The sequence below is a fragment of the Mesorhizobium sp. WSM4815 genome (genome assembly GCF_055811575.1).
The window spans coordinates 661,016-681,659 of record NZ_JBVVQS010000102.1; the positions used below are offsets into that span (position 1 = coordinate 661,016).

Below are 20,644 nucleotides of genomic sequence, written 5' to 3' on the forward strand. Positions count from 1 at the left end.
CGCGCCGCATGAGTACGGTTGAAAGCGAAGCGACGGCAGGGCGCGGCAGCGCCCGCGCCGTCGCTGTCGCGTCGTCGATCGCCCGTTTCCTGGTCATCGCGATAACCACCTATCTCGGTCTTCTCGCGGTGACCTTCTTCATCGGCCGGGTGATCCCGATCGACCCGGTGCTGGCGGTGCTCGGCGACCGGGCGCCGGCCAATGTCGTCGAGCGGACGCGCCGCGAGATGGGGCTCGACCTGCCGCTGATCGAGCAGTTCTACATCTATGTGAAGAATGCCCTGAACGGCAATTTCGGCACCTCGGTGCTGACCACCAATCCTGTCATGACCGACATCCGCCGCGCCTTTCCGGCGACGATCGAGCTGGCGACGCTGGGAACGCTGATCGGTGCTTTGCTTGGTGTGCCGCTCGGCGTGCTGGCCGCGGTCCGGCGCGGCAGCATCATCGATCAGATCGTCCGCATCATCGGACTGGTCGGCTACTCCGTGCCGATCTTCTGGCTGGGACTGCTGGCGCTCGTGCTGTTCTACGCCAGGCTGCAATGGGTGGCTTTTCCCGGCCGCCTCGACATCGTCTACGAATATACCTTCACGCCGATCACCGGCTTTTATCTCCTGGATGCGCTGTGGCAGCGGCAGTGGGATGTGTTTCGCGATGCCTTCCGCCACATCATCCTGCCGGCCTCGCTGCTTGGCTATTTCTCGCTCGCCTATATCAGCCGGATGACGCGATCGTTCATGCTGAACGAGCTTGCACAGGAATATATCGTCGCGGCGCGCGCCAAGGGCCTGTCGGAAACGCGCATCATCTGGGGCCACGCGCTGCGCAACGCGGCGGTGCCGATGGTCACCGTGATCGCGCTTTCCTATGCCGGTCTGCTCGAAGGCTCGGTGCTCACCGAGACCGTGTTTTCCTGGCCGGGCATCGGCCTCTACATCACCAATTCCCTGCAGAACGCCGACATGAACGCCGTGCTCGGCGGCACCATCATCATCGGCTCGGTGTTCATCGGCATCAATCTGCTGTCCGACCTGCTCTACCGGGTGCTCGACCCAAGGACCAAGGTACGATGAGCGCTGAAGCAATCCAGAGCCGCCGCGACTGGCTGCTCAGCGAGCGGCCGGCGTCGCGCATGCAGGCCAGGCTCGGCCGCGCCTATGTCGCGTGGCGGCGCTTTTCAGCCAACCGGCTGGCGTTTCTCGGCCTGCTCATCATCATCGCTTTGCTGGTGGTCGCCGCCTTTGCCGATGTGCTGGCGCCCTATTCGCCGACATTCGGCGACCTCAAGGGCTCGCGGCTGCTGGCGCCAAGTGCCGAGCACTGGTTCGGCACCGACGACCTCGGCCGCGACATCCTTTCGCGCGTCATCTTCGGCTCGCGATGGACGCTTTACGTCGTCATTCTCGTCGCAGTCATCGCCGCTCCTATCGGCCTGCTGGTCGGCACCGTCGCCGGTTATGCCGGCGGCTGGATCGATGCGATCCTGATGCGTATCACCGACATCTTTCTCGCCTTTCCGAAGCTGATCCTGGCGCTGGCCTTCGTCGCCGCACTCGGCCCCGGCATCGAGAATGCGGTGCTCGCCATCGCCATCACCTCATGGCCGCCCTACGCCCGTATTGCGCGTGCCGAAACGCTCACCGTGCGCAATTCGGATTACATCAAGGCGGTGCAATTGATGGGCGCCTCGCCGTTCCGCATCGTGCTGCGCCATATCATGCCGCTCTGCATCTCGTCGCTGATCGTCAGGGTGACGCTCGACATGGCCGGCATCATCCTGACCGCCGCCGGTCTCGGCTTCCTCGGCCTCGGCGCGCAACCGCCGCTGCCGGAATGGGGCGCGATGATCGCGTCGGGCCGCCGCTTCGTCCTCGACCAATGGTGGGTGGCCGGTGCACCGGGCTTTGCCATCCTCATCGTCAGCCTCGGCTTCAACCTGCTCGGCGACGGCCTGCGCGACGCGCTCGACCCCCGCAGTGGTGACCAATGAGCACGCTTCTCGAGGTCGACGATCTGCGCGTCACCTTCCCGACGCGCACCGGCCGCATCGAGGCGGTGCGCGGCGTCTCCTTCTCGCTCGGCCGCGAACGGCTCGGCATCGTCGGCGAGAGCGGTTCCGGCAAGTCGCAGACCGGCCGCGCCATCATGGGTCTGACCCCGCCGCAGGCCGAGGTCACGGCCAAGAAACTTGCCTTCGACGGCATCGACCTGCTCGCGGCCTCGCCCCGCGACCGCCGGGCGCTGCGCGGCAAGCGCATCGCCATGATCCTGCAGGATCCAAAATACTCGCTCGACCCGGTGATGAGCATCGGCCGCCAGATCGTCGAGACGCTGCGCACGCATGAGAAGGTCGGCAAGGCGGAGGCCCGCGACCGGGCGCTCGCCATGCTGGAGGCGGTGCAGATCCGCGATCCCGCCCGTGTCTTCGACCTGCATCCGCACGAGGTGTCGGGCGGCATGGGCCAGCGCGCCATGATAGCCATGATGCTGATTGCCGGGCCGGAGATGATGATCGCCGACGAGCCGACCTCGGCGCTCGACGTCACCGTTCAGCTCGACGTGCTCGGCATCCTCGACAGGCTGGTCAGCGAGCGCGGCATGGGGCTGATCTTCATCTCGCACGATCTGCGCCTGGTCTCGTCCTTCTGCGACCGGGTGATCGTCATGTATGCCGGCAAGGTGGTCGAGCAGCTCAAGGCGTCGGAGCTCGGCCGCGCTCAGCATCCCTATACGCGCGGCCTACTCAACTGCATGCCCAAGATCGGCGCCGACCGTCACCCGCTGCCGGTGCTCGACCGCAAGCCGGAGTGGTTGGCATGACGGCAGCACTTTCTGTCGACAGGCTGGAGGTGGTCTTCGACCGCTTTCGCGCGCTGAAGGGTGTCAGCCTCGAGGTGCAATCCGGCGAATCCTTCGGCCTGGTCGGCGAATCCGGCTCCGGCAAATCGACGCTGTTGCGCGCGATTGCCGGCCTCGCCCCGGCCGCTTCGGGCAGCATCACCGTCAACGGGAAAAAACTCGGCAAGCACCGCGACAAGGCCTTCTATCGCGAGGTGCAGATGGTCTTCCAGGACCCCTACGGCTCGCTGCATCCGCGCCAGACCGTCGACCGCCTGCTGCAGGAGCCGCTCGCCATCCACGGCTTTGCCGATGGCGAGAAACGCATCCAGCGGGCGCTCGACGAGGTCGGGCTCGGCACCGGCTTCCGCTTCCGCTATTCGCATCAATTGTCGGGTGGCCAGCGCCAGCGGGTGGCGATTGCCCGGGCGCTCATCCTCGAACCGGCGATCCTGCTGCTCGACGAGCCGACCTCGGCGCTCGACGCTTCCGTGCAGGCGGAGGTGCTCAACCTGTTGGAAGACATCCGGCGGCGGCGCAACCTGACCTTCCTGATGGTCAGCCACGACCTCGCCATCATCACCCATATGTGCGAGCGGCTGATGGTGATGCAGAACGGCGAGGCGGTCGAGCATCTCACCGCTGATGACCTCGTCGAGCGCCGCGTCAGCAAGGATTACACGCGCAATTTGCTCAGGGCGAGCGAGGGGTTTGTGCGGACTGCGTGAGTCAAATCAGCTGTCCGCGAAGGAATGCGACCTTAGCGGCGGCAGGCCCAATCGCCTGGTGGCGGTGCCAACTTGAGGAAAACGTGAAATAAGGTCAGAACAGGTCTTAGCATATACCAAACGGGAACGGGCGCCGGCCCGGTGAGGGAACATCATGAAGAACTCAGCCATCTCCGAACGCAAGAACCAGTCGATCTCGCGCGGCGTCGGCATGACCACGCAGATTTATGCCGACCGCGCCGAGAACTCGGAAATCTGGGATGTCGAAGGCCGGCGCTACATCGATTTCTCGTCCGGCATCGCCGTCGTCAACACCGGCCATCGCCATCCCAAGGTGATCGAGGCGGTCAAGGTGCAGCTCGACCGCTTCACCCACACCTGCCACCAGGTGGTGCCCTATGAGAGCTATGTCAGGCTGGCCGAACGGCTGAACGGCATGCTGCCGGGCAAATTCGACAAGAAGACGATTTTCGTCACCACCGGTGCCGAAGCGGTGGAGAACGCCATCAAGATCGCCCGCAACGCCACCGGCCGGACGGCGGTCATTGCCTTTGCCGGCGGCTTCCATGGCCGCACCTTCATGGGCATGGCGCTGACCGGCAAGGTCGTGCCCTACAAGGTCGGATTCGGCGCCATGCCGGCCGATGTTTTCCACGCCCCGTTCCCGGTGGCGCTGCATGGGATCACGGTCGCCGATTCGCTGGCCGCGCTCGACCGCCTGTTCAAGGCCGATGTCGATCCGGCCCGCGTCGCCGCCATCATCGTCGAGCCGGTGCAGGGCGAGGGCGGATTTTACGAGGCGCCGCGCGACTTCATGACCGCGCTGCGCAAGATCTGCGACCAGCACGGCATGCTGTTGATCGCCGACGAGGTGCAGACCGGTTTTGCCCGCACCGGAAAGATGTTCGCCATGGATCATCACGAAGTGGCGCCCGACATCACCACCATGGCCAAGAGCCTTGCCGGCGGCTTTCCGCTGTCGGCGGTCACCGGCCGCGCCGAGATCATGGATGCGCCCAACCCCGGCGGGCTCGGCGGCACCTATGGCGGCAGCCCGATCGGCGTTGCCGCGGCGCACGCCGTGCTCGACGTGATCGAAGAGGAAAAGCTCTGCGACCGCGCCAACACGCTAGGCAACCGGCTGAAGCAGCGGCTGCAATCGATCCGCGACGACACGCCGGAGATCGTCGATATCAGAGGCCCGGGCTTCATGAACGCGGTCGAGTTCAACGATGTGAAGAAGGGCCTGCCGTCGGCCGAGATCGCCAATGCGGTCCGGCTGGAGGCGCTCGACAAGGGCCTGATCCTGCTCACCTGCGGCGTTTACGGCAACGTCATCCGCTTCCTCGCGCCGATCACCATCCAGGACGGCGTCATGAACGAAGCGCTCGACATCCTGGAAAGCTCGATCCGCGAGGTCCGTGCCGCCTGAGCGGACCCTTCTTCCCTTCTCCGCTTGTGGGAGAAGGTGGATCGGCGCGGAGCGCCGAGACGGTTGAGGGGTGTTGGACGGAGTGCTGTCGAGCTGGAGCACCCCTCATCCGACCTCGCTTCGCGAGGCCACCTTCTCCCACAACAAGGGGAGAAGGGAAGGATCAGCGGAGGAAGCCGCCGTTCGCCGGCATCAACACATCCTTATTCGGCGGCGCGGACGGGCTCTACCTGCTGGAAGGCGGCGAGCGCCGCCTTCAGCCCCTCCGGTCCCGTCGCGACCGTCTGCGGCGTCGGCGAGAAGCCGGCGCCGAGCATCTTGCGACCAAGCATATGGTCGCCCGGCCGATTGACTGATTCGATGCCGAGCAGACGATTTCCGGCATAGTGATAGATGGAGAACCGGTTCTCGTTGACGTCGCCCAGCACGACATGGCTGTCGCCGCCCGAAATCAGGCCGACCATCTGCAGCTTGATGTCACCGATATCGGACCAGAACCACGGCACCGCCGCAAAGGCGTCGGCGTGACCGAGGATGGTGCGCGCGGCGAGGCGCGCCTGGTCGGTGGCATTCTGCACCGATTCCAGCCGCACATCGCCGCCGGTGAGCCAGTGTCGGTAGGAGGCGGCGTCGCCGATGGCGAGGATTTCGGGCACCGACGTGCGCATCTGCTGGTCGACGCGGATGCCGTTGGCGATAGTGATGCCGGCGGCTTGCGCCAGTTCGACATTCGGCACGACGCCGATGCCGATGATGACCATCTGCGCCGGCAGCCGCTCGCCGGATGCGGTGATTGCCGCCGAGACATGGCCGTTCTCGCCTTCGAGCCGCGCAATCGTGGTGCCGGTGAGAATGCGCACGCCAGTCGCTTCCAGCCGCTGCCGCACGTGGCGCGCGATGATCGGCGCCACCGCCCGGCCGAGCAGCCGGTCGACCGCCTCGACCACGATGACCTTGCGGCCGGCCGCTGTGAGCGTCGCGGCGATCTCCAGCCCGATGAAGCCGCCGCCGAGGATGACGACATCCTCGCTCTGCGCGCTCAATTCGCGGATCAGGCGCGCGTCGGCGAGCGAGCGCAGCGACACCACGCCCGAAAAATCCGAACCCGGCAGCGACAGCATGCGCGGCCGCGAACCGGTCGCCAGGATCAGCCGGTCGAACGGCAGTGTGCCGCCATCCGATAGCTCCAGCCTGCGGCCGCCGACATCGATGCGATCGATGCGGACGCCCGGCCGGTAGTCGATCGCGCTGCCGGTATAAAAAGCCTCGCCGCGCAGCGGCTGCGGTCTGGCCTCCTGATCCTTGATGAAGGTCTTCGACAGCGGCGGCTTGTGGTAGGGCAGTTCGTCCTCATCGCTGATGAGGATCACGGGGCCGTCGTAGCCGTCCTCGCGCAGGCTGGCGGCCGCTTGCACGCCCGCATGACCCGCACCGACAATGACCACACCGTTTTTCATCGCAGCCCCAATTCCTCATCTCTCCTAGGCGTTATCCAAGTCTAGGACGTCTCGCCAAGTGGCGATTGTCTGACGCCGCCGCAAGACCACCCTTGCGGGTCGCACCCGGAATGGCGGTCTGTCAATCGTTCGTTCGACGGCGGCGCGGCAAATACGGCTAAAGTTGATACTTGCAGTTTAGAATAATTCTAAACTGTTGTTTCAATTGGCTTTTCTCTCTGAAATTGATTGACTTCCGGCACCTTCATCGCTTTATGGAAGCGTGCGCGTCAAGCGCATCCCTTTGATGTCTGGGCCTTGAACCCTTTCGATTGGAGGCATTTCGATGTCTTTCTTCCGCAAACCGCGCTATGCCGCGGCCTGTATCTCGCCCAATGGCATGGACCTGCCTTGGCGCCGATTGCCTGCCGACGCGCCTTTGGCGCCGGCATTTTCACTGAATTCCCGAGGGAGATGACAATCATGAGAGCGATGATCACGGCGCGATATGGCAGCAGGCTTGCAGCGATCGGCGCCACGGCGGCATTGACGGCGGCGATATTCGTGCTGCCGGCCAAGGCGGAAATCGATGCCAAGGCGGTCATCAAGACCTATTCCGATATTGCGCTCGCCAAATATGAGGATTCGCTGACCACGGCGCAGGCGCTCGACAAGGCCGTCGACGCGCTGCTCGCCAAGCCTTCGGTGGAAACGCTGACTGCCGCCCGCGAGGCCTGGAAGGCATCGCGCGTTCCCTATCAGCAGACCGAAGTCTATCGCTTCGGCAACGCCATCGTCGACGACTGGGAAGGCAAGGTGAACGCCTGGCCGCTGGACGAAGGCCTGATCGACTATGTCGCCGAGAACTACGGCACCGAGTCGGACGCGAATGCGCTGTACACCGCCAATGTGATCGCCAACAAGTCGATCGAGATCGACGGCAAGAAGATCGACGCCACCAATTTTACTCCCGAGTTCCTCTCCGGCACGCTGCAGGAAGCCGGCGGCATCGAGGCCAATGTGGCGACCGGTTATCACGCCATCGAATTCCTGCTGTGGGGCCAGGACCTGCACGGCACCGGCCCGGGCGCTGGCGAACGGCCCTATACCGACTACGACCTCGCCAACTGCACCGGCGGCAATTGCGATCGTCGGGCGCAGTACCTGAAGTCGGCGAGCGAGCTTCTGGTTTCCGATCTGCAGGACATGGTCAACGACTGGAAGGAAGGCGGCGCCGCCCGCAAGAACCTTGCAGATGGCGAGCCGAAAGCCGGCATCTCGACCATCCTCACCGGCATGGGCTCGCTGTCCTATGGCGAACTCGCTGGCGAGCGCATGAAGCTCGGCCTGCTGCTGCACGACCCGGAAGAGGAGCATGACTGCTTCTCCGACAACACCTACGATTCCCATCTCTACGATGCCGTCGGCATTCGCGCCGCCTATAAGGGCAGCTACACCCGCCTCGACGGCACCGTCGTCGAAGGACCGTCGGTATCCGACATGGTCAAGGAGGCCGATCCGGCGGTCGACAAGGAACTGTCGGACAAGCTAGATGGCACCGTCGCCAAGATGGAAGCCATCAAGGCGCGGGCGCTTGGCGGCGAGGCCTATGACCAGCAGATCGGCGAAGGCAATACGCAAGGCAACGCCACCGTGCAGGCGGCGATCGACGCGCTGGTCGATCAGACCAAGTCGATCGAGCGCGCCGTCGGCACCCTGAAACTCAATGCAATCGCCTTCGAGGGCTCGGACAGCCTCGATGAGCCGGACAAGGTGTTTCAGTAAGGCCTCCGGAGCCCGAACCGAAAGCCCAGGCTCCACCAAGAAAAATAAGCCACATGGCGCCGAGCACGCGCCGTCAGCCACACAGAGCAAATAATGCTGATCTGCCATTGCAACATCATCACCGAGAAGGAGATTGAGCAGACGATCGTCGGGCTGCTGGATCAGGATCCCTGGCAGCTTATCGTGCCGGCGAAGATCTATCATGCCATGCAGAAGCGTGGTCGCTGTTGCGGCTGCTTCCCAAATGTGGTCGAAACGATCATTCGGGTAACCGAAAATTACCACGCCCGCTCGGAGGCGAGCGGCGTGGATGTCGTTTCACACCTGGATCGCGTCAGAGGCCTGCGCGTCCAATACGGGAGCAGAACCCATGAAAGGCGAACAACAGATCATAGAGCGGCTTAACGAAGCTCTGTTTCTGGAACTTGGAGCAGTCAATCAGTACTGGGTGCATTTCCGGCTGCTGGAGGACTGGGGATACGCCAAGCTGGCAAAGAAGGAACGCGCGGAATCGATCGAGGAGATGCACCATGCCGACCGGCTCGTGGCCCGTATCATCTTCCTTGAAGGCCATCCGAACCTGCAGTCGGTAGCGCCGCTGCGCATCGGACAGAATGTCAAGGAAGTGCTCGAATCGGATCTTGCCGGCGAATATGACGCGCGCACTGCCTACAAACGGTCGCGCGAGATTTGTGACGAAGCAGGTGACTATGTGACGATGAAGCTGTTCGAGGATTTGTTGTCCGACGAGGAAGATCACATCGACTTCCTCGAGACGCAACTCGACCTGCTCGCCTCGATCGGCGAGGAAAAATACGGCCAGCTCAACGCAGCATCGGCCGACGAGGCGGATTAGGGACATGCGGGAATGCGGCGCCGCTTAGACTACTTGCGCCGCTTGCGGCGGGCCGAGGATTGCGGCCTGCCGCCCCAGCACAACCCGCGATACGGCTGGCTTCGCCGGCTTTCGCCTGCCGTGGTGGTCGCGCTGACCGCCTCGGCACTGGCCGGCGCGCCCGAACCGGCGGGTCTCGCCACCAGCCGTGCCGATCTGACGCCGAAGGATCTTTCGCGCGTCATTGCCATCACCAGGCCGACCCGGGATTTCTCCAAGCCCGAGCAGTTCGAGCCGATGCCGGGCGGCGCCGGCACGTCGCGGAAAGGCGCCAACAAGGACGCTTTCTCGCAATCTTCCGCCAATATCACTTTCGAGGAACAAGGCACCTTCAAACTCGGCAATGCTCTTTTCCGCAAGAACTGGGTGTCTTCGCCCTCGTCGACGCAGGCATCGGACGGGCTTGGTCCGCTGTTCAACGAGCGGGCGTGCCAGAATTGCCATCTGAAGGACGGTCGCGGTCATCCGCCGCAAGCCGACAGCGGCACCACCTCGATGTTCCTGCGGCTGGCGCGGCAGGCGAGCACCGAGGAGGAGAAAGCAGCGCTCGCCGCCCGCAAGGTGCTCAACTTCCCCGATCCGGTCTACGGCTCGCAATTGCAGGAACTGGCCGTTCCGGGTCTTCGCGGCGAAGGCAGGATGCGTGTCGTCTATCAGGAACAAAAAGTCACGCTGCCGGACGGCACCGTGGTTTGGCTGCGCAAGCCGAGCTATTCGGTCGATGATCTTGCCAACAGGCCGCTCGATCCGCACACCACGCTTTCACCGCGCTTGACGCCGCCGATGATCGGCCTCGGCCTGGTCGAGCAAATCGCGCCGGCCGACATTCTCGCCAGTGCCGATCCGGACGATCGCAACAGTGACGGCATCTCCGGCAAGCCCAACATCGTGCGCGACGGCCAGAGCGGCGAGCCGACGCTCGGCCGCTTCGGCTGGAAGGCGCAGACCCCTTCGATCCGCCAGCAGGCGGCGGACGCGTTCGCCGGCGATATCGGCATTTCGACGCCGGAAGTGCCGAACCACTGGGGCGATTGCACCGCGGCCGAAAAGAACTGCCTTGCCATGGCCAACGGCGTGCAGGGGCGCCTCGGCCCGGTCGAGGCGCCGCCGCCGGTTATGGACCTGGTCACCTTCTATTCTCAAAACCTCGCCGTGCCGGCGCGGCGCGATCTCGACAAGCCCGATGTGCTGGCCGGCAAGAAGCTGTTCTACGACATGGGCTGCATTTCCTGCCATACGCCGAAATTCGTCACCCGCCGCGGCACGCCCAACAAGGCACAGGCCTTCCAGCTGATCTGGCCCTATTCCGATTTTCTGCTGCACGACATGGGGCCGGGCCTCGCCGACGGGCAGGCGGTGGGCGATGCTACCGGGAGCGAATGGCGCACGCCGCCGCTGTGGGGCATCGGTCTTACCCAGACCGTCAACGGCAACAACTTCTTCCTGCACGACGGGCGGGCGCGCACGCTGACCGAGGCGATCCTGTGGCATGGCGGCGAGGGGCACAAGGCGCGCGACCGCTTTGCCGCCGCCGCCGCGCCCGATCGCGCCGCACTGATCAAATTCCTGGAGTCTTTGTGATGTCGAAGCGTCTGGCGTTTGTCCTGGTTCTCCCGCTGGTCCTCGCCGGCGCATTGCCGGCGTCCGCAGCGGTGAAGGCTTCCGACGTGATCCAGCGAGCGATCGACGGCTTTGTCCGCCCGGCCTATGCACGCCTGCAAGACCATGCCGACAGCCTGAGCAAGGCAGTGCGCACGCTGTGCGACGCGCCTTCGCAGGACCATCTCGATGCGGCGCGCGCCGAATTCTCCGGGACCGTGGATGCCTGGTCGGTCGTCGAGATCATCCGCATCGGACCGATCACGCAGAACAACCGGCTGGAACGCATGCTGTTTTGGCCGGATCGCAAGAGCATCGGCCTGAGGCAGGTGCAGGCGGCGTTGGCCAGTAAAGACCGGACCGCCGCCGATCCGGCCCATCTGGCGACAAAGAGCGTCGCCATGCAAGGGCTCGGCGCGCTGGAATTCGTGCTTTACGGCGATGGCGCCGAGCGGCTCGCCGGCAAGGACGATCCCTATCGCTGCGCTTACGGCGCGGCCGTCGCCGGCAACATCGAAACGATTGCCGCCGAGGTCAGCGACGCCTGGAACAAGCCCGACGGCTTTGCAGCACTTTGGGCCAATCCGGGGCCGCAAAACGCACTCTATCGCGACGGCACCGAAGCGGTGACCGAATTGGTCGGCGTCTTCATCAACGAACTGGAGATGGTCCGTGACGTGCGCCTGAAAGGTTTTCTGGGCAGTAGCCCGCAGGCCGACAAGCCGAAACAGGCGATCTACTGGCGTTCACAAAACACCGCGCGTTCGCTGACCGGAAATCTTTCGGGCATGGACGCTCTGTTCCAGGCTTCGCAGCTTGGCGACGCGCTGTCGCCCGATGCGCGCTGGATGGCGGAATCGATCCACATCCAGCTCGTCAACGGCGCCGCCGACGCCACCGCCATCAGAGGCCCGATCGACAAGGCGCTTGCCGATCCGGCGCTGCGCCAGAAGCTCGACCACTTCTCGCTTGTGACATCCAGCCTGTCGACCCTCATCGGCACCAGGCTAACCGCCGAATTCGGCCTGACCGCCGGGTTCTCGTCGCTCGACGGAGACTGATTCTGAAAACGTCGCTGATCGACCGCCGCGACTTCCTGAGGGCTGCCGGGGCAGGCTTTGTTGCGGCGATGGCGCCGTCGGCATGGGCGAAGACGCTTAGCACGGACGCCGTCTTCGCCACCGCTTTCGTCAAGCGCGACGGCAGCTATGGCGCGGCGATCCTGTCCGAGGCCGGCAAGGTGCTGCATGCCATCGACCTGCCCGCCCGCGGTCACGACGTCACCTTCGATCCGCTGTCGAAACGCTCGGTGGTCTTTGCCAGGCAGCCCGGCACTTTCGCGGTTGTGTTCGACCATACCGGCCGCGACGAGCCGCTGACCATTGCCAGCATCAGTGGCCGGCATTTCTTCGGCCACGGCGTGTTTTCGACCGACGGTGCGCTGCTCTACGCCACCGAGAACGATTTCGACAATGCCGCCGGCGTGGTCGGCGTCTATGACACGCGTGCGAAATTCAAGCGCGTTGGCGAGTTCCCGACCTATGGCATGGGTCCGCACGAGCTGCTGCTGCTCGGCGATGGCAGGACGATTGCCGTCGCCAATGGCGGAATCGAGACGCATCCCGATTATGGCCGCGCCGAGCTCAACATCGCGACGATGAAGCCATCTTATGTGCTGGTCGACCGCCTTACCGGCGACCTTGTCGAAAAGCACGAATTGCCGCCGGCGCTGCACCAGCTTTCGGTCCGGCATATGGATACCGACAAATCCGGCGCGGTCTGGTTCGGCTGCCAGTACAGGGGGCCGGGCGGCGATCGTCCGTTGCTGGTCGGCCGCGCCGCGCGCGGCAAGGCTCTGCAACTGCTCGACATGCCGCAGGACGTGCTGTCCGGCTTCAGGAATTACATCGGCTCGGTCGCCGCCAACCCTGCTGCCGGTACCGTCGCGGTGTCCTCGCCGGAAGGCAACTCGCTTGCCATCATCGATGCGGCCAGCGGCCGGATCGTCGCCACCAGCGCACTGGCCGAGGTCTGCGCCGTGGCGCCCGACGGGGCGAGCTTCATGGCGACGACCGGCACGGGGCAGATAGCCCAAGCCGGCGGCGCGACACGGTCCGAGCCGGACTATGTCTGGGACAATCACATGCTGCGCATCGACCAGGCCGCATAGTGCGGCACTGGTTCATTGACGGTTGTGGTCGCCGAGAGTTACCTCTTTTTGGGCGAGGTCGAAGCGAAGCCGCCAAACGATTTATGCATTATCCCCTTGCAGGGACGAGCCATGGCAGGCACAGGGAAATTGTCTTTCGAACCCCCTGTGCCCCAAGCGGGCGCTGCCAACCGGCCGTCTCATGAAGTTGCTTGCCATCGATTGTGCCGCCAATCTCTGCGCCGCCTGTGTCTACGACGCGGCGGCCGGGAAGGAACTCGGCCGCTCGGTGCTCGATCTCGGCAAGGGCCATGCCGAACATCTGATGGCTGTGATCGAAGAGGCGTTGACGACCGGCGGCACCGACTATGCCGGTCTTGGCGCCATCGCTGTCTCCACCGGCCCGGGCTCCTTCACCGGCCTGCGCGTCGGCGTCTCGGCGGCGCGGGGCCTGGCGCTGGCGCTGAAGATCCCGGCAATCGGGGTGACGACGCTGGAAGCGCTGGCGGCGCAGGCGAAAGAGACATTTCCCGGCCGCGCCGTGCTGGCCGCGCTCGACGCCGGCCGCGAGGAGACCCATGCAGCGCTTTACGACGAAGCATCCGTTTTGATTTATGGTCCCGCGGTGGCCACGCTTTCGCAAGCTGCCGCCATGGCGGTTGATGGGTTTCCGGTTCTGGCCGGCACCGCGGCCACGCAAATTGCTGCATCGGCGGGGCGCGCCTTCGACGTCGGCCCGACAAGCGCCACTACGGATATCGCAATCTATGCCCGGCTGGCCGCTGCCAAGGGTGAAGGCGAAAAGCCGAAACCGCTTTATCTGCGCGGAGCTGACGCCAAGCCGCAGGCCGGGTTTATCCTGTCCAGGAAGAAAGCCGGGAAGATAAACTGATGCGCATTCCTTTCCTCCAGCCGCGCCGCAGGGACTTTGCGCTCGAGCCGCTGACGGTCGCCGACAGTGCGGCCCTGTCGGTGCTGCATCGCGAGGATTTCGTCCGGCCGTGGAGTGATGACGAATTCGCCGCGCTGATCGAGCAGGACACGGTGTTCGGCTATGCCGCGCGCGAGACCGGCCAGGGTGCCAAGCCGCCGGTCGGTTTCGTGCTGGCGCGCCTGGCGGCCGGCGAAGGCGAGGTCCTGACTGTCGCGGTGGCGCGCTCCCATCGCCGCCAGGGCCTTGGCTGGCAACTGATGGATGCGGTGCTGCGCGAACTGCATGCGCAACGCGCCGAGGCGCTTTTCCTCGAGGTCGACGAGACCAACGTCGCCGCGATCGCGCTCTATCGGCGGCTGGGATTCCGCGAGGTCGGCAAACGTGCCAACTACTACAGATCGCCCGAGCACGGCCCGACCGGAGCGCTTGTCATGCGCCGCGATCTTCGCTAGCGCATCGGCCCGCAAATCGGAACCGATTCTCGGAAAGCACGATGCGCAGGTTGAGATGCGCAGATTAAAAAGCGCTAGAGCGTGCTTGGACGTCCAGTTGGACGCGTCGCTCTAGCCAGAACTCGGGACAGGGCCAAGAGCGGATGATCGGAAAAATCAGGATTTTCCTGGCGCTGGGCCTCGTTGTCGCAGGCTCGTTGATCCTCGTGCCGTTGCAGATCCTGTCGATGAAGACCGGCCTGTGGCGCGAGACGTTCATCCTGAAGATCTGGCACCGGCTCATCATCCGGGCGCTCGGCATGCGCATCCACGTCAAGGGGACCTTGTCCAATCAGCGCCCGTTACTGGTTGCGTCGAACCACGTTTCATGGACCGACATCATGGTGCTGGGGTCGATGGCCGACGTGACGTTCATCGCCAGGGCCGACATGGCCGGCTGGCCGTTGATCGGCATGTTGTCGAAGCTGCAGCGCACCGTTTTCATCGAGCGCGAGCGCAAACGTTCGTCGGGCGACCAGGCGAGCGAGATCGCCAGCCGCATGGCCAAGGGCGACGCCATGGTGCTGTTTGCCGAAGGTTCGACCAGCGACGGCAACATGATTTTGCCGTTCAAGAGCACGCTGTTCGGCGCCGCCTCGATGGCGATTTCGGAAGGGGCGGCCGAAACGGTCTTCATCCAGCCGGTGGCGATCGTCTATACGCGCCTGCACGGCGTGCCGCTCGGCCGCAGGCACCGGCCGATTGCCGCCTGGATCGGCGACGAGGATTTGATGCCGCATCTCAAGGTGCTGATGGCGGAGGGCGGGCTCGATGTCGAAGTGCATTTCGGCGAGCCGGTCGCCTTCTCCAAGGGCTCCAGGCGCAAGGAAACGGCCAGGCTGATGGAAAGTCAGGTGCGTGATATGGTGCAGGCGGCGCTCGCCGATCCGCGCCCGAGCCGGTAAGCCGGAAAAGCTCCAGCGCTTTGCGCGTCCAAAGGAGGCGCGGCGCTGTAAGGCAGAATCGTCTGTTTTTTGTCGGGGAAAGGCGTTAGAAGCCGCCAGATGGAATTGAACACGATCGAACGGGACGACATCGATACTGCGACCGAAACTGCGGTCGCGCCGCCTGCCGCGAGCCGGAAGGTCTTCGTCAAGACCTATGGCTGCCAGATGAACGTCTACGATTCGCAGCGCATGACCGACGCGCTGGCCGCCGACGGATATACTGCGACGGATGCGATCGGCGAGGCCGATCTGGTGCTGCTCAACACCTGCCATATCCGCGAGAAAGCCGCCGAAAAGGTCTATTCCGAACTCGGCCGCATTCGTGAGATGAAGGCCGAACGGGCTCGGGCCGGCCGCGAGATGCTGGTCGGCGTCGCCGGCTGCGTGGCACAGGCCGAGGGCTCCGAGATCATCCGCCGCTCGCCTTCTGTCGATCTGGTCATCGGCCCGCAGACCTATCATCGGCTGCCCGACGTGCTGGCACGGGTGCGCGGCGGCGAAAAGATCGTCGAGACGGACTACGCCATCGAAGACAAGTTCGAGCATCTGCCGCAGCCGAAGCGCGCCGAGATCATCAGGCGAGGCGTCACCGCGTTCCTGACCGTGCAGGAAGGCTGCGACAAGTTCTGCACCTTCTGCGTGGTGCCGTATACAAGAGGCTCGGAAGTGTCGCGGCCGGTGGCGCAGATCGTCGCCGAGGCCGAGCGGCTGGCGCAAGCCGGCGTGCGCGAGGTGACGCTGCTTGGACAGAACGTCAATGCCTGGCACGGCGAAGGCGAAGCCAAAGGGGGCAAGACCGAGGAATGGGGTCTTGGCCGCCTGCTGTTCCGGCTGGCCGAGATTCCCGGGCTGGCGCGGTTGCGCTACACCACCAGCCACCCGCGCGACATGGACGACGAATTGATCGCCGCTCACCGTGACTTGCCGGCGCTGATGCCCTATCTGCATTTGCCTGTGCAATCCGGCTCCGACCGCATCCTCAAGGCGATGAACCGCAGGCATACGGCAAAAGATTATTTGACGCTGCTCGACCGGATTCGCGCCGCACGGAGCGATATCGCGCTTTCGGGCGACTTCATTGTCGGCTTTCCCGGCGAGACGGATGCGGATTTCGAGGCGACGATGGACCTTGTCCGCCAGGTGAACTATGCCTCGGCCTTCTCGTTCAAATATTCGCCGCGCCCCGGCACGCCGGGCGCGGAAATGGCCGATCATGTGCCGGAAGCGGTGAAGGACGAGCGCCTGCAGCGACTGCAGGCGCTGTTGCTGACCCAGCAGCAGGAGTTCGGCGCCAGCCTGGTCGGCAGCACCATTGACACGCTGATCGAGAAGCCGGGCCGCCAGGCTGGCCAGAAGGTCGGCCGCTCACCGTGGCTGCAGCCGGTTATTGTTGATGAAAAGTCCGGCGAAATCGGTGAGATTATCCAGGTACGAATCACGAAGACGGGTTACAACAGCCTGTTCGCCGAATTGGCCTGAAGGTCTCGGCAGATGAGGAGAGACGGTTGAGCGCTGCGGAAGTGAAGAACCTGCCCCAGAACCTACCATCGGGGGCTTCGGATATGGCGCACATCGTTCTGACTTTCGACAACAACAAGCTTGCCAGCGCCCTTTATGGCCAGTTCGACGAGAATCTGGCCAGGCTCGAGCAGAAGCTTGGCGTCGATATCCGCTCGCGCGGCAACCAGCTGACCATCAAGGGCTCCGCCTCGGCCGCCGAGCAGGCGCGCCGCGCCCTGGATAATCTCTACGGCATTCTCCAGAAAGGCGCTGACATCGGCCAGTCGGACGTCGACGGCGCCGTGCGCATGGCGATCGCCGCCGACGACCAGCTGACGCTGCCGACGCTGGAGCGCAAGGGCAAGGTGTCAGCCGCCCAGATATCGACGCGCAAGAAGACGATCTATGCCCGCTCGCTCAACCAGGACGCCTATATGCGCGCGCTGGAGCGGTCCGAGCTCGTCTTCGGCATCGGCCCGGCTGGCACTGGAAAAACCTTCCTGGCGGTGGCGCATGCGGCGATGCTGCTCGAACGTGGCATGGTCGAGCGCATCGTGCTGTCGCGGCCTGCCGTCGAGGCCGGCGAGCGGCTCGGCTTCCTGCCCGGCGACATGAAGGAGAAAGTCGATCCCTATCTGCGGCCGCTCTATGACGCGCTTTACGAGATGATGCCGGCCGACAAGGTCGAGCGGGCGATTGCCGCCGAGGTGATCGAGATCGCGCCGCTGGCCTTCATGCGCGGCCGCACGCTGGCGCACTCCGCCGTCATCCTCGACGAGGCGCAGAACACCACGCCGATGCAGATGAAGATGTTCCTGACCCGTCTCGGCGAGAATTCGCGCATGATCGTCACCGGCGATCCGACACAGATCGACCTGCCGCAAAACACGAAATCCGGTCTGGTCGAGGCGCTCAGGATCCTCGATGGCGTCACCGGCATGGTGACGGTGCGCTTCAACGAAGGCGACGTCGTCAGGCATCCGCTGGTCGCCGAGATCGTCAAGGCCTACGACCGCGACGGCAAGCTGGCCCGGGGCCTGGGCGCCGAAGGCTGAAGATGCAGCCTTATGGCTGAGGACAAAAAATCTGTAGGCGGGGATCTTCCGGTCCCCGTCGACATCGATATAGCAGTCGAAGCGGGCGACTGGCCCGATGAGGCCGCGCTGACGCGGCTGGTCGATCGCGCCGTTGCCGCCGCGTTTGCCGAAACCGGCGCGGCCGGCCGTTCCGAGCTCAGCATCGTTTTTTCTGACGATGCCCACATCCGCAGTCTCAATGCGGGATGGCGCGGCAAGGACAAACCGACCAACGTCCTGTCTTTCCCGGCTTTTCCGCTCGCCAAGGGCCGTCCGCTGCCGCCCATGCTCGGCGACATTGTGCTGGCCTCCGAGACGGTCGCGCGGGAAGCCGCACTGGAAGACAAGCCTGTCGACAACCATATCACCCATCTCGTCATCCATGGCCTGCTGCATTTGCTGGGCTACGATCACGAGACCGACGCCGAGGCCGAAGAAATGGAAGCCGTCGAACGCGCAGCACTTGCAAGGCTTGCCATTCCCGATCCCTACGCGTAACTAAAAAGATCAAATGACCGGACGACGATGAACGACAAACCAGAGACTGCCGCCCACCCAGACGCCGGCAGTGCGACCAAGCCATCCGAACAGACGGAAGAGGACTCTAGTCCGAGTACCACGACCGGCAGCTTCGCCAGCGAGCCATCGCCTGCCGGTCCTTCCCTGTTCGATCGCGTGCTCGGGCTGTTCAGGCAGCGCAACGGCACCAGCCTGCGCGAGGAGATCGCCGACGCGCTTGCCGAAACGGCGAGCGATGCCGGCGCCTTTTCGCCCGGCGAACGGGCCATGCTCAACAACATTCTGCGCCTGCGCGAGGTTCGCGTCGAGGATGTCATGGTGCCGCGCGCCGACATCGAGGCGGTCGAGATCACGACGAACCTGGGCGATCTTCTGGGGCTGTTCGAGCAGTCCGGCCATTCCCGCATGCCGGTCTATTCGGAGACGCTCGACGACCCGCGTGGCATGGTCCACATCCGCGACGTGCTCGCTCACATCACCAAGCTGGCCCGCGTCAGAAAGAGCAGGACGACCAGGAAAGCCGCCCCTGCCACGCTTCTCGATCTCGCCAAGGTCGATCTCACGCGCACCATCGGCGACCTGACCCTGATCCGCCCGGTGCTTTTCGTGCCGCCGTCGATGCTCGCCTCCGATCTTATGGGGCGGATGCAGGCGATGCGCACTCAGATGGCGCTGGTCATCGACGAGTATGGCGGCACCGATGGTCTGGTCTCGCTCGAGGATATCGTCGAGATGGTGGTCGGCGACATCGAGGACGAGCACGACGAGGACGAGCCGATGATCACCCAGACCGGCGAGGGCGTGTTCGTCGTCGACGGCAAGGCCGAGATCGACGATGTCGCCAAGATGATCGGCGAGGATTTCGCCGCCGGCGAGCATGGCGAATATGTCGACACGATCGGCGGCATGATCTTCAACACGCTTGGCCGGGTCCCGGCCCGCGGCGAAGTGGTGCAGGCCATCCCGGGCTTCGAATTCCACGTGCTCGACGCCGATCCACGCCGCGTCAAGCGTGTGCGCATCGTGGAGACCCAGAAAGGTGAGCGCCGGCGGCGCGCCGTCCGCGCCGAGCAGGCTTGAAAGACGCCGCTCGCCAAGAGCCGGCTGACCAGTTTTACGGTGAACGGCAGTACAGGGCGCGATCCTGAAGGTCACGCCTGGACATTTTCCCAGACCGTACGCTCGGTTCCACGCGAGGGGGCTGAGCGGCTGGGCCGATCTGCAGATTGAAGGCTGGCACCGATAGTATCCTAGGTCTGAATTTCAGCAATGGGTGGGGAGCGGTCTCAAACTACATGGTTTGCGAACCAATTCGTCTGGACGCTGTCCTGAGTGCTAGGAGAATGTCTGATGTCGTGGAAACTCGATGAGACCGTGGAAACATCCGCGGGCGCTGTGGCAGCGGGTCAATTTGGTGGTGGACCCGCGCTTGTGCTGGCTCACGGCTGGCCGTGGTCTTCGTTCTCATGGCATCGGATTATTCCAGGCCTTGCAAGGCGGTATCGTGTCCACTGGTACGATATGCCCGGATACGGGCGATCCGAGAAAGGCGCGGAGCAGCGCACCTCACTCGATGTGCAAGGAGAAGTATTCGCCGAGATGCTCGGGCATTGGGACCTTGAGGAGCCCATCGTTGTTGCCCATGATTTCGGCGGAGCGACGACGCTACGGGCGCATTTGCTGCATGGCTGCGACTTCGAGCGGTATGTCCTGATGAATGTCGTCGCCATGCGCCCTTGGGGATCGGAGTTCTTCGATCATGTCGGTCGCCATGTGGATGCCTTTCTGGGCCTGCCGCCGCATATCCACAGAGCGGTCGTGGAAGCATATATCAAGGGGGCGATCGTAAATGACATCGCGCCCGGAGATTTCGAGAAACTTGTCGAGCCGTGGCTTGCCGAGGAGGGACGAGGAAGTTTCTATCGGCAATTCGCGCAAGCCGACGAAAAATATACTGCCGAGGTCGAGCCGGCGTTCGGTGATATCAGGTGTCCGGTAAAGATAATTTGGGGCAAGGACGATCCATGGATCCCGCTGGAGCGAGGCAAAGCGCTTCATGCTCTGATCCCTCAGGCATCCTTCGAAACATTACCTGGCGTCGGTCACTTGCCTCAGCTCGAAGCCCCGGATCTCGTGCTGGAGCGGCTGAACGCATTTCTATCACGCGCATTATAGTGATACACCGGCACGTGCGGTCTGCGCGACAATTCACATGCGACAATTATCTTGCCGGCGTCAGTCGCCCCACCTATCCAGCAGACCTAATCCGGCACGCTGGCTGAAGCATGGCCGTTTGGAGCGCGGACCGTGGC

At 64.0% G+C, this 20,644-nt stretch carries 20 protein-coding genes; 19 read left to right on the forward strand and 1 reads right to left on the reverse strand.

Annotation, left to right across the window (positions count from 1 at the left end):
* Positions 1–8: 8 nt before the first annotated feature.
* The 5 genes from AC0L2B_RS31905 to AC0L2B_RS31925 all read left to right on the forward strand — a co-directional run bounded on the left by AC0L2B_RS31905 (position 9) and on the right by AC0L2B_RS31925 (position 5,001).
* Positions 9–1,076, forward strand: a complete 1,068-nt coding sequence (locus AC0L2B_RS31905) for an ABC transporter permease (protein ID WP_023802089.1) — start codon at positions 9–11, stop codon at positions 1,074–1,076.
* Positions 1,073–1,993 (forward strand): nickel transporter permease, encoded by a 921-nt coding sequence (gene nikC / locus AC0L2B_RS31910; protein WP_128174047.1) that lies wholly within the window; start codon positions 1,073–1,075, stop codon positions 1,991–1,993. The genes AC0L2B_RS31905 and nikC overlap by 4 nt, the downstream gene beginning before the upstream one ends.
* On the forward strand, positions 1,990–2,823 hold the full coding sequence (locus AC0L2B_RS31915; protein WP_473748172.1) for an ABC transporter ATP-binding protein: 834 nt from the start codon (positions 1,990–1,992) through the stop codon (positions 2,821–2,823). The genes nikC and AC0L2B_RS31915 overlap by 4 nt, the downstream gene beginning before the upstream one ends.
* Complete coding sequence (locus AC0L2B_RS31920) at positions 2,820–3,569, forward strand: ABC transporter ATP-binding protein (RefSeq protein ID WP_473748173.1); 750 nt, start codon at positions 2,820–2,822, stop codon at positions 3,567–3,569. The genes AC0L2B_RS31915 and AC0L2B_RS31920 overlap by 4 nt, the downstream gene beginning before the upstream one ends.
* 154 nt (positions 3,570–3,723) lie before the next feature.
* Positions 3,724–5,001: a 4-aminobutyrate--2-oxoglutarate transaminase gene (locus AC0L2B_RS31925; RefSeq protein WP_473748174.1), complete on the forward strand. Its 1,278-nt coding sequence runs from the start codon at positions 3,724–3,726 to the stop codon at positions 4,999–5,001.
* A 203-nt stretch (positions 5,002–5,204) separates the two neighbouring features.
* Here the strand turns inward: AC0L2B_RS31925 and AC0L2B_RS31930 are convergent, their stop codons facing one another.
* Positions 5,205–6,458: an NAD(P)/FAD-dependent oxidoreductase gene (locus tag AC0L2B_RS31930; RefSeq protein WP_473748175.1), complete on the reverse strand. Its 1,254-nt coding sequence runs from the start codon at positions 6,456–6,458 to the stop codon at positions 5,205–5,207.
* Positions 6,459–6,929: 471 nt separating this feature from the next.
* On the opposite strand from AC0L2B_RS31930, the gene AC0L2B_RS31935 reads away from it, so the two are divergent.
* From AC0L2B_RS31935 to AC0L2B_RS32000, 14 genes are all read left to right on the forward strand, one after another.
* On the forward strand, positions 6,930–8,222 hold the full coding sequence (locus tag AC0L2B_RS31935) for an imelysin family protein (RefSeq protein WP_473748279.1): 1,293 nt from the start codon (positions 6,930–6,932) through the stop codon (positions 8,220–8,222).
* A gap of 93 nt (positions 8,223–8,315) precedes the next feature.
* Positions 8,316–8,627, forward strand: a complete 312-nt coding sequence (locus AC0L2B_RS31940; RefSeq protein WP_023802096.1) for a (2Fe-2S)-binding protein — start codon at positions 8,316–8,318, stop codon at positions 8,625–8,627.
* Positions 8,593–9,078 carry a bacterioferritin gene (gene bfr / locus AC0L2B_RS31945; protein ID WP_128247973.1) on the forward strand — a complete coding sequence of 162 codons (486 nt, stop codon included), beginning with the start codon at positions 8,593–8,595 and terminating at the stop codon, positions 9,076–9,078. The genes AC0L2B_RS31940 and bfr overlap by 35 nt, the downstream gene beginning before the upstream one ends.
* Positions 9,079–9,090: 12 nt before the next feature.
* Positions 9,091–10,698 (forward strand): di-heme oxidoreductase family protein, encoded by a 1,608-nt coding sequence (locus tag AC0L2B_RS31950; protein WP_473748176.1) that lies wholly within the window; start codon positions 9,091–9,093, stop codon positions 10,696–10,698.
* The gene (locus AC0L2B_RS31955) at positions 10,698–11,777 is read left to right on the forward strand and encodes an imelysin family protein (RefSeq protein ID WP_473748177.1); all 1,080 of its coding nucleotides are present in this window, start codon (positions 10,698–10,700) and stop codon (positions 11,775–11,777) included. Before AC0L2B_RS31950 ends, AC0L2B_RS31955 begins: the two co-directional genes overlap by 1 nt.
* A 2-nt stretch (positions 11,778–11,779) precedes the next feature.
* Positions 11,780–12,886 carry a DUF1513 domain-containing protein gene (locus AC0L2B_RS31960; protein ID WP_473748280.1) on the forward strand — a complete coding sequence of 369 codons (1,107 nt, stop codon included), beginning with the start codon at positions 11,780–11,782 and terminating at the stop codon, positions 12,884–12,886.
* A gap of 181 nt (positions 12,887–13,067) precedes the next feature.
* Entirely contained in the window at positions 13,068–13,757 is a 690-nt protein-coding gene (gene tsaB / locus AC0L2B_RS31965; protein ID WP_473748178.1) for a tRNA (adenosine(37)-N6)-threonylcarbamoyltransferase complex dimerization subunit type 1 TsaB, read from the forward strand.
* The gene (gene rimI, locus AC0L2B_RS31970; protein WP_023802102.1) at positions 13,757–14,251 is read left to right on the forward strand and encodes a ribosomal protein S18-alanine N-acetyltransferase; all 495 of its coding nucleotides are present in this window, start codon (positions 13,757–13,759) and stop codon (positions 14,249–14,251) included. The genes tsaB and rimI overlap by 1 nt, the downstream gene beginning before the upstream one ends.
* 143 nt (positions 14,252–14,394) lie before the next feature.
* Positions 14,395–15,195 carry a lyso-ornithine lipid O-acyltransferase gene (gene olsA, locus AC0L2B_RS31975; protein WP_023802103.1) on the forward strand — a complete coding sequence of 267 codons (801 nt, stop codon included), beginning with the start codon at positions 14,395–14,397 and terminating at the stop codon, positions 15,193–15,195.
* 99 nt (positions 15,196–15,294) lie between these two features.
* On the forward strand, positions 15,295–16,716 hold the full coding sequence (gene miaB, locus AC0L2B_RS31980) for a tRNA (N6-isopentenyl adenosine(37)-C2)-methylthiotransferase MiaB (RefSeq protein ID WP_473518119.1): 1,422 nt from the start codon (positions 15,295–15,297) through the stop codon (positions 16,714–16,716).
* Between the two features lie 83 nt (positions 16,717–16,799).
* Positions 16,800–17,792: a PhoH family protein gene (locus tag AC0L2B_RS31985; protein ID WP_287305617.1), complete on the forward strand. Its 993-nt coding sequence runs from the start codon at positions 16,800–16,802 to the stop codon at positions 17,790–17,792.
* 12 nt (positions 17,793–17,804) lie between these two features.
* Entirely contained in the window at positions 17,805–18,311 is a 507-nt protein-coding gene (gene ybeY, locus AC0L2B_RS31990; protein ID WP_473748179.1) for an rRNA maturation RNase YbeY, read from the forward strand.
* Between the two features lie 27 nt (positions 18,312–18,338).
* Complete coding sequence (locus AC0L2B_RS31995; protein WP_128247969.1) at positions 18,339–19,412, forward strand: hemolysin family protein; 1,074 nt, start codon at positions 18,339–18,341, stop codon at positions 19,410–19,412.
* A 270-nt stretch (positions 19,413–19,682) separates the two neighbouring features.
* Positions 19,683–20,507 carry an alpha/beta fold hydrolase gene (locus AC0L2B_RS32000; protein ID WP_473748180.1) on the forward strand — a complete coding sequence of 275 codons (825 nt, stop codon included), beginning with the start codon at positions 19,683–19,685 and terminating at the stop codon, positions 20,505–20,507.
* The last annotated feature ends 137 nt before the right edge of the window (positions 20,508–20,644 follow it).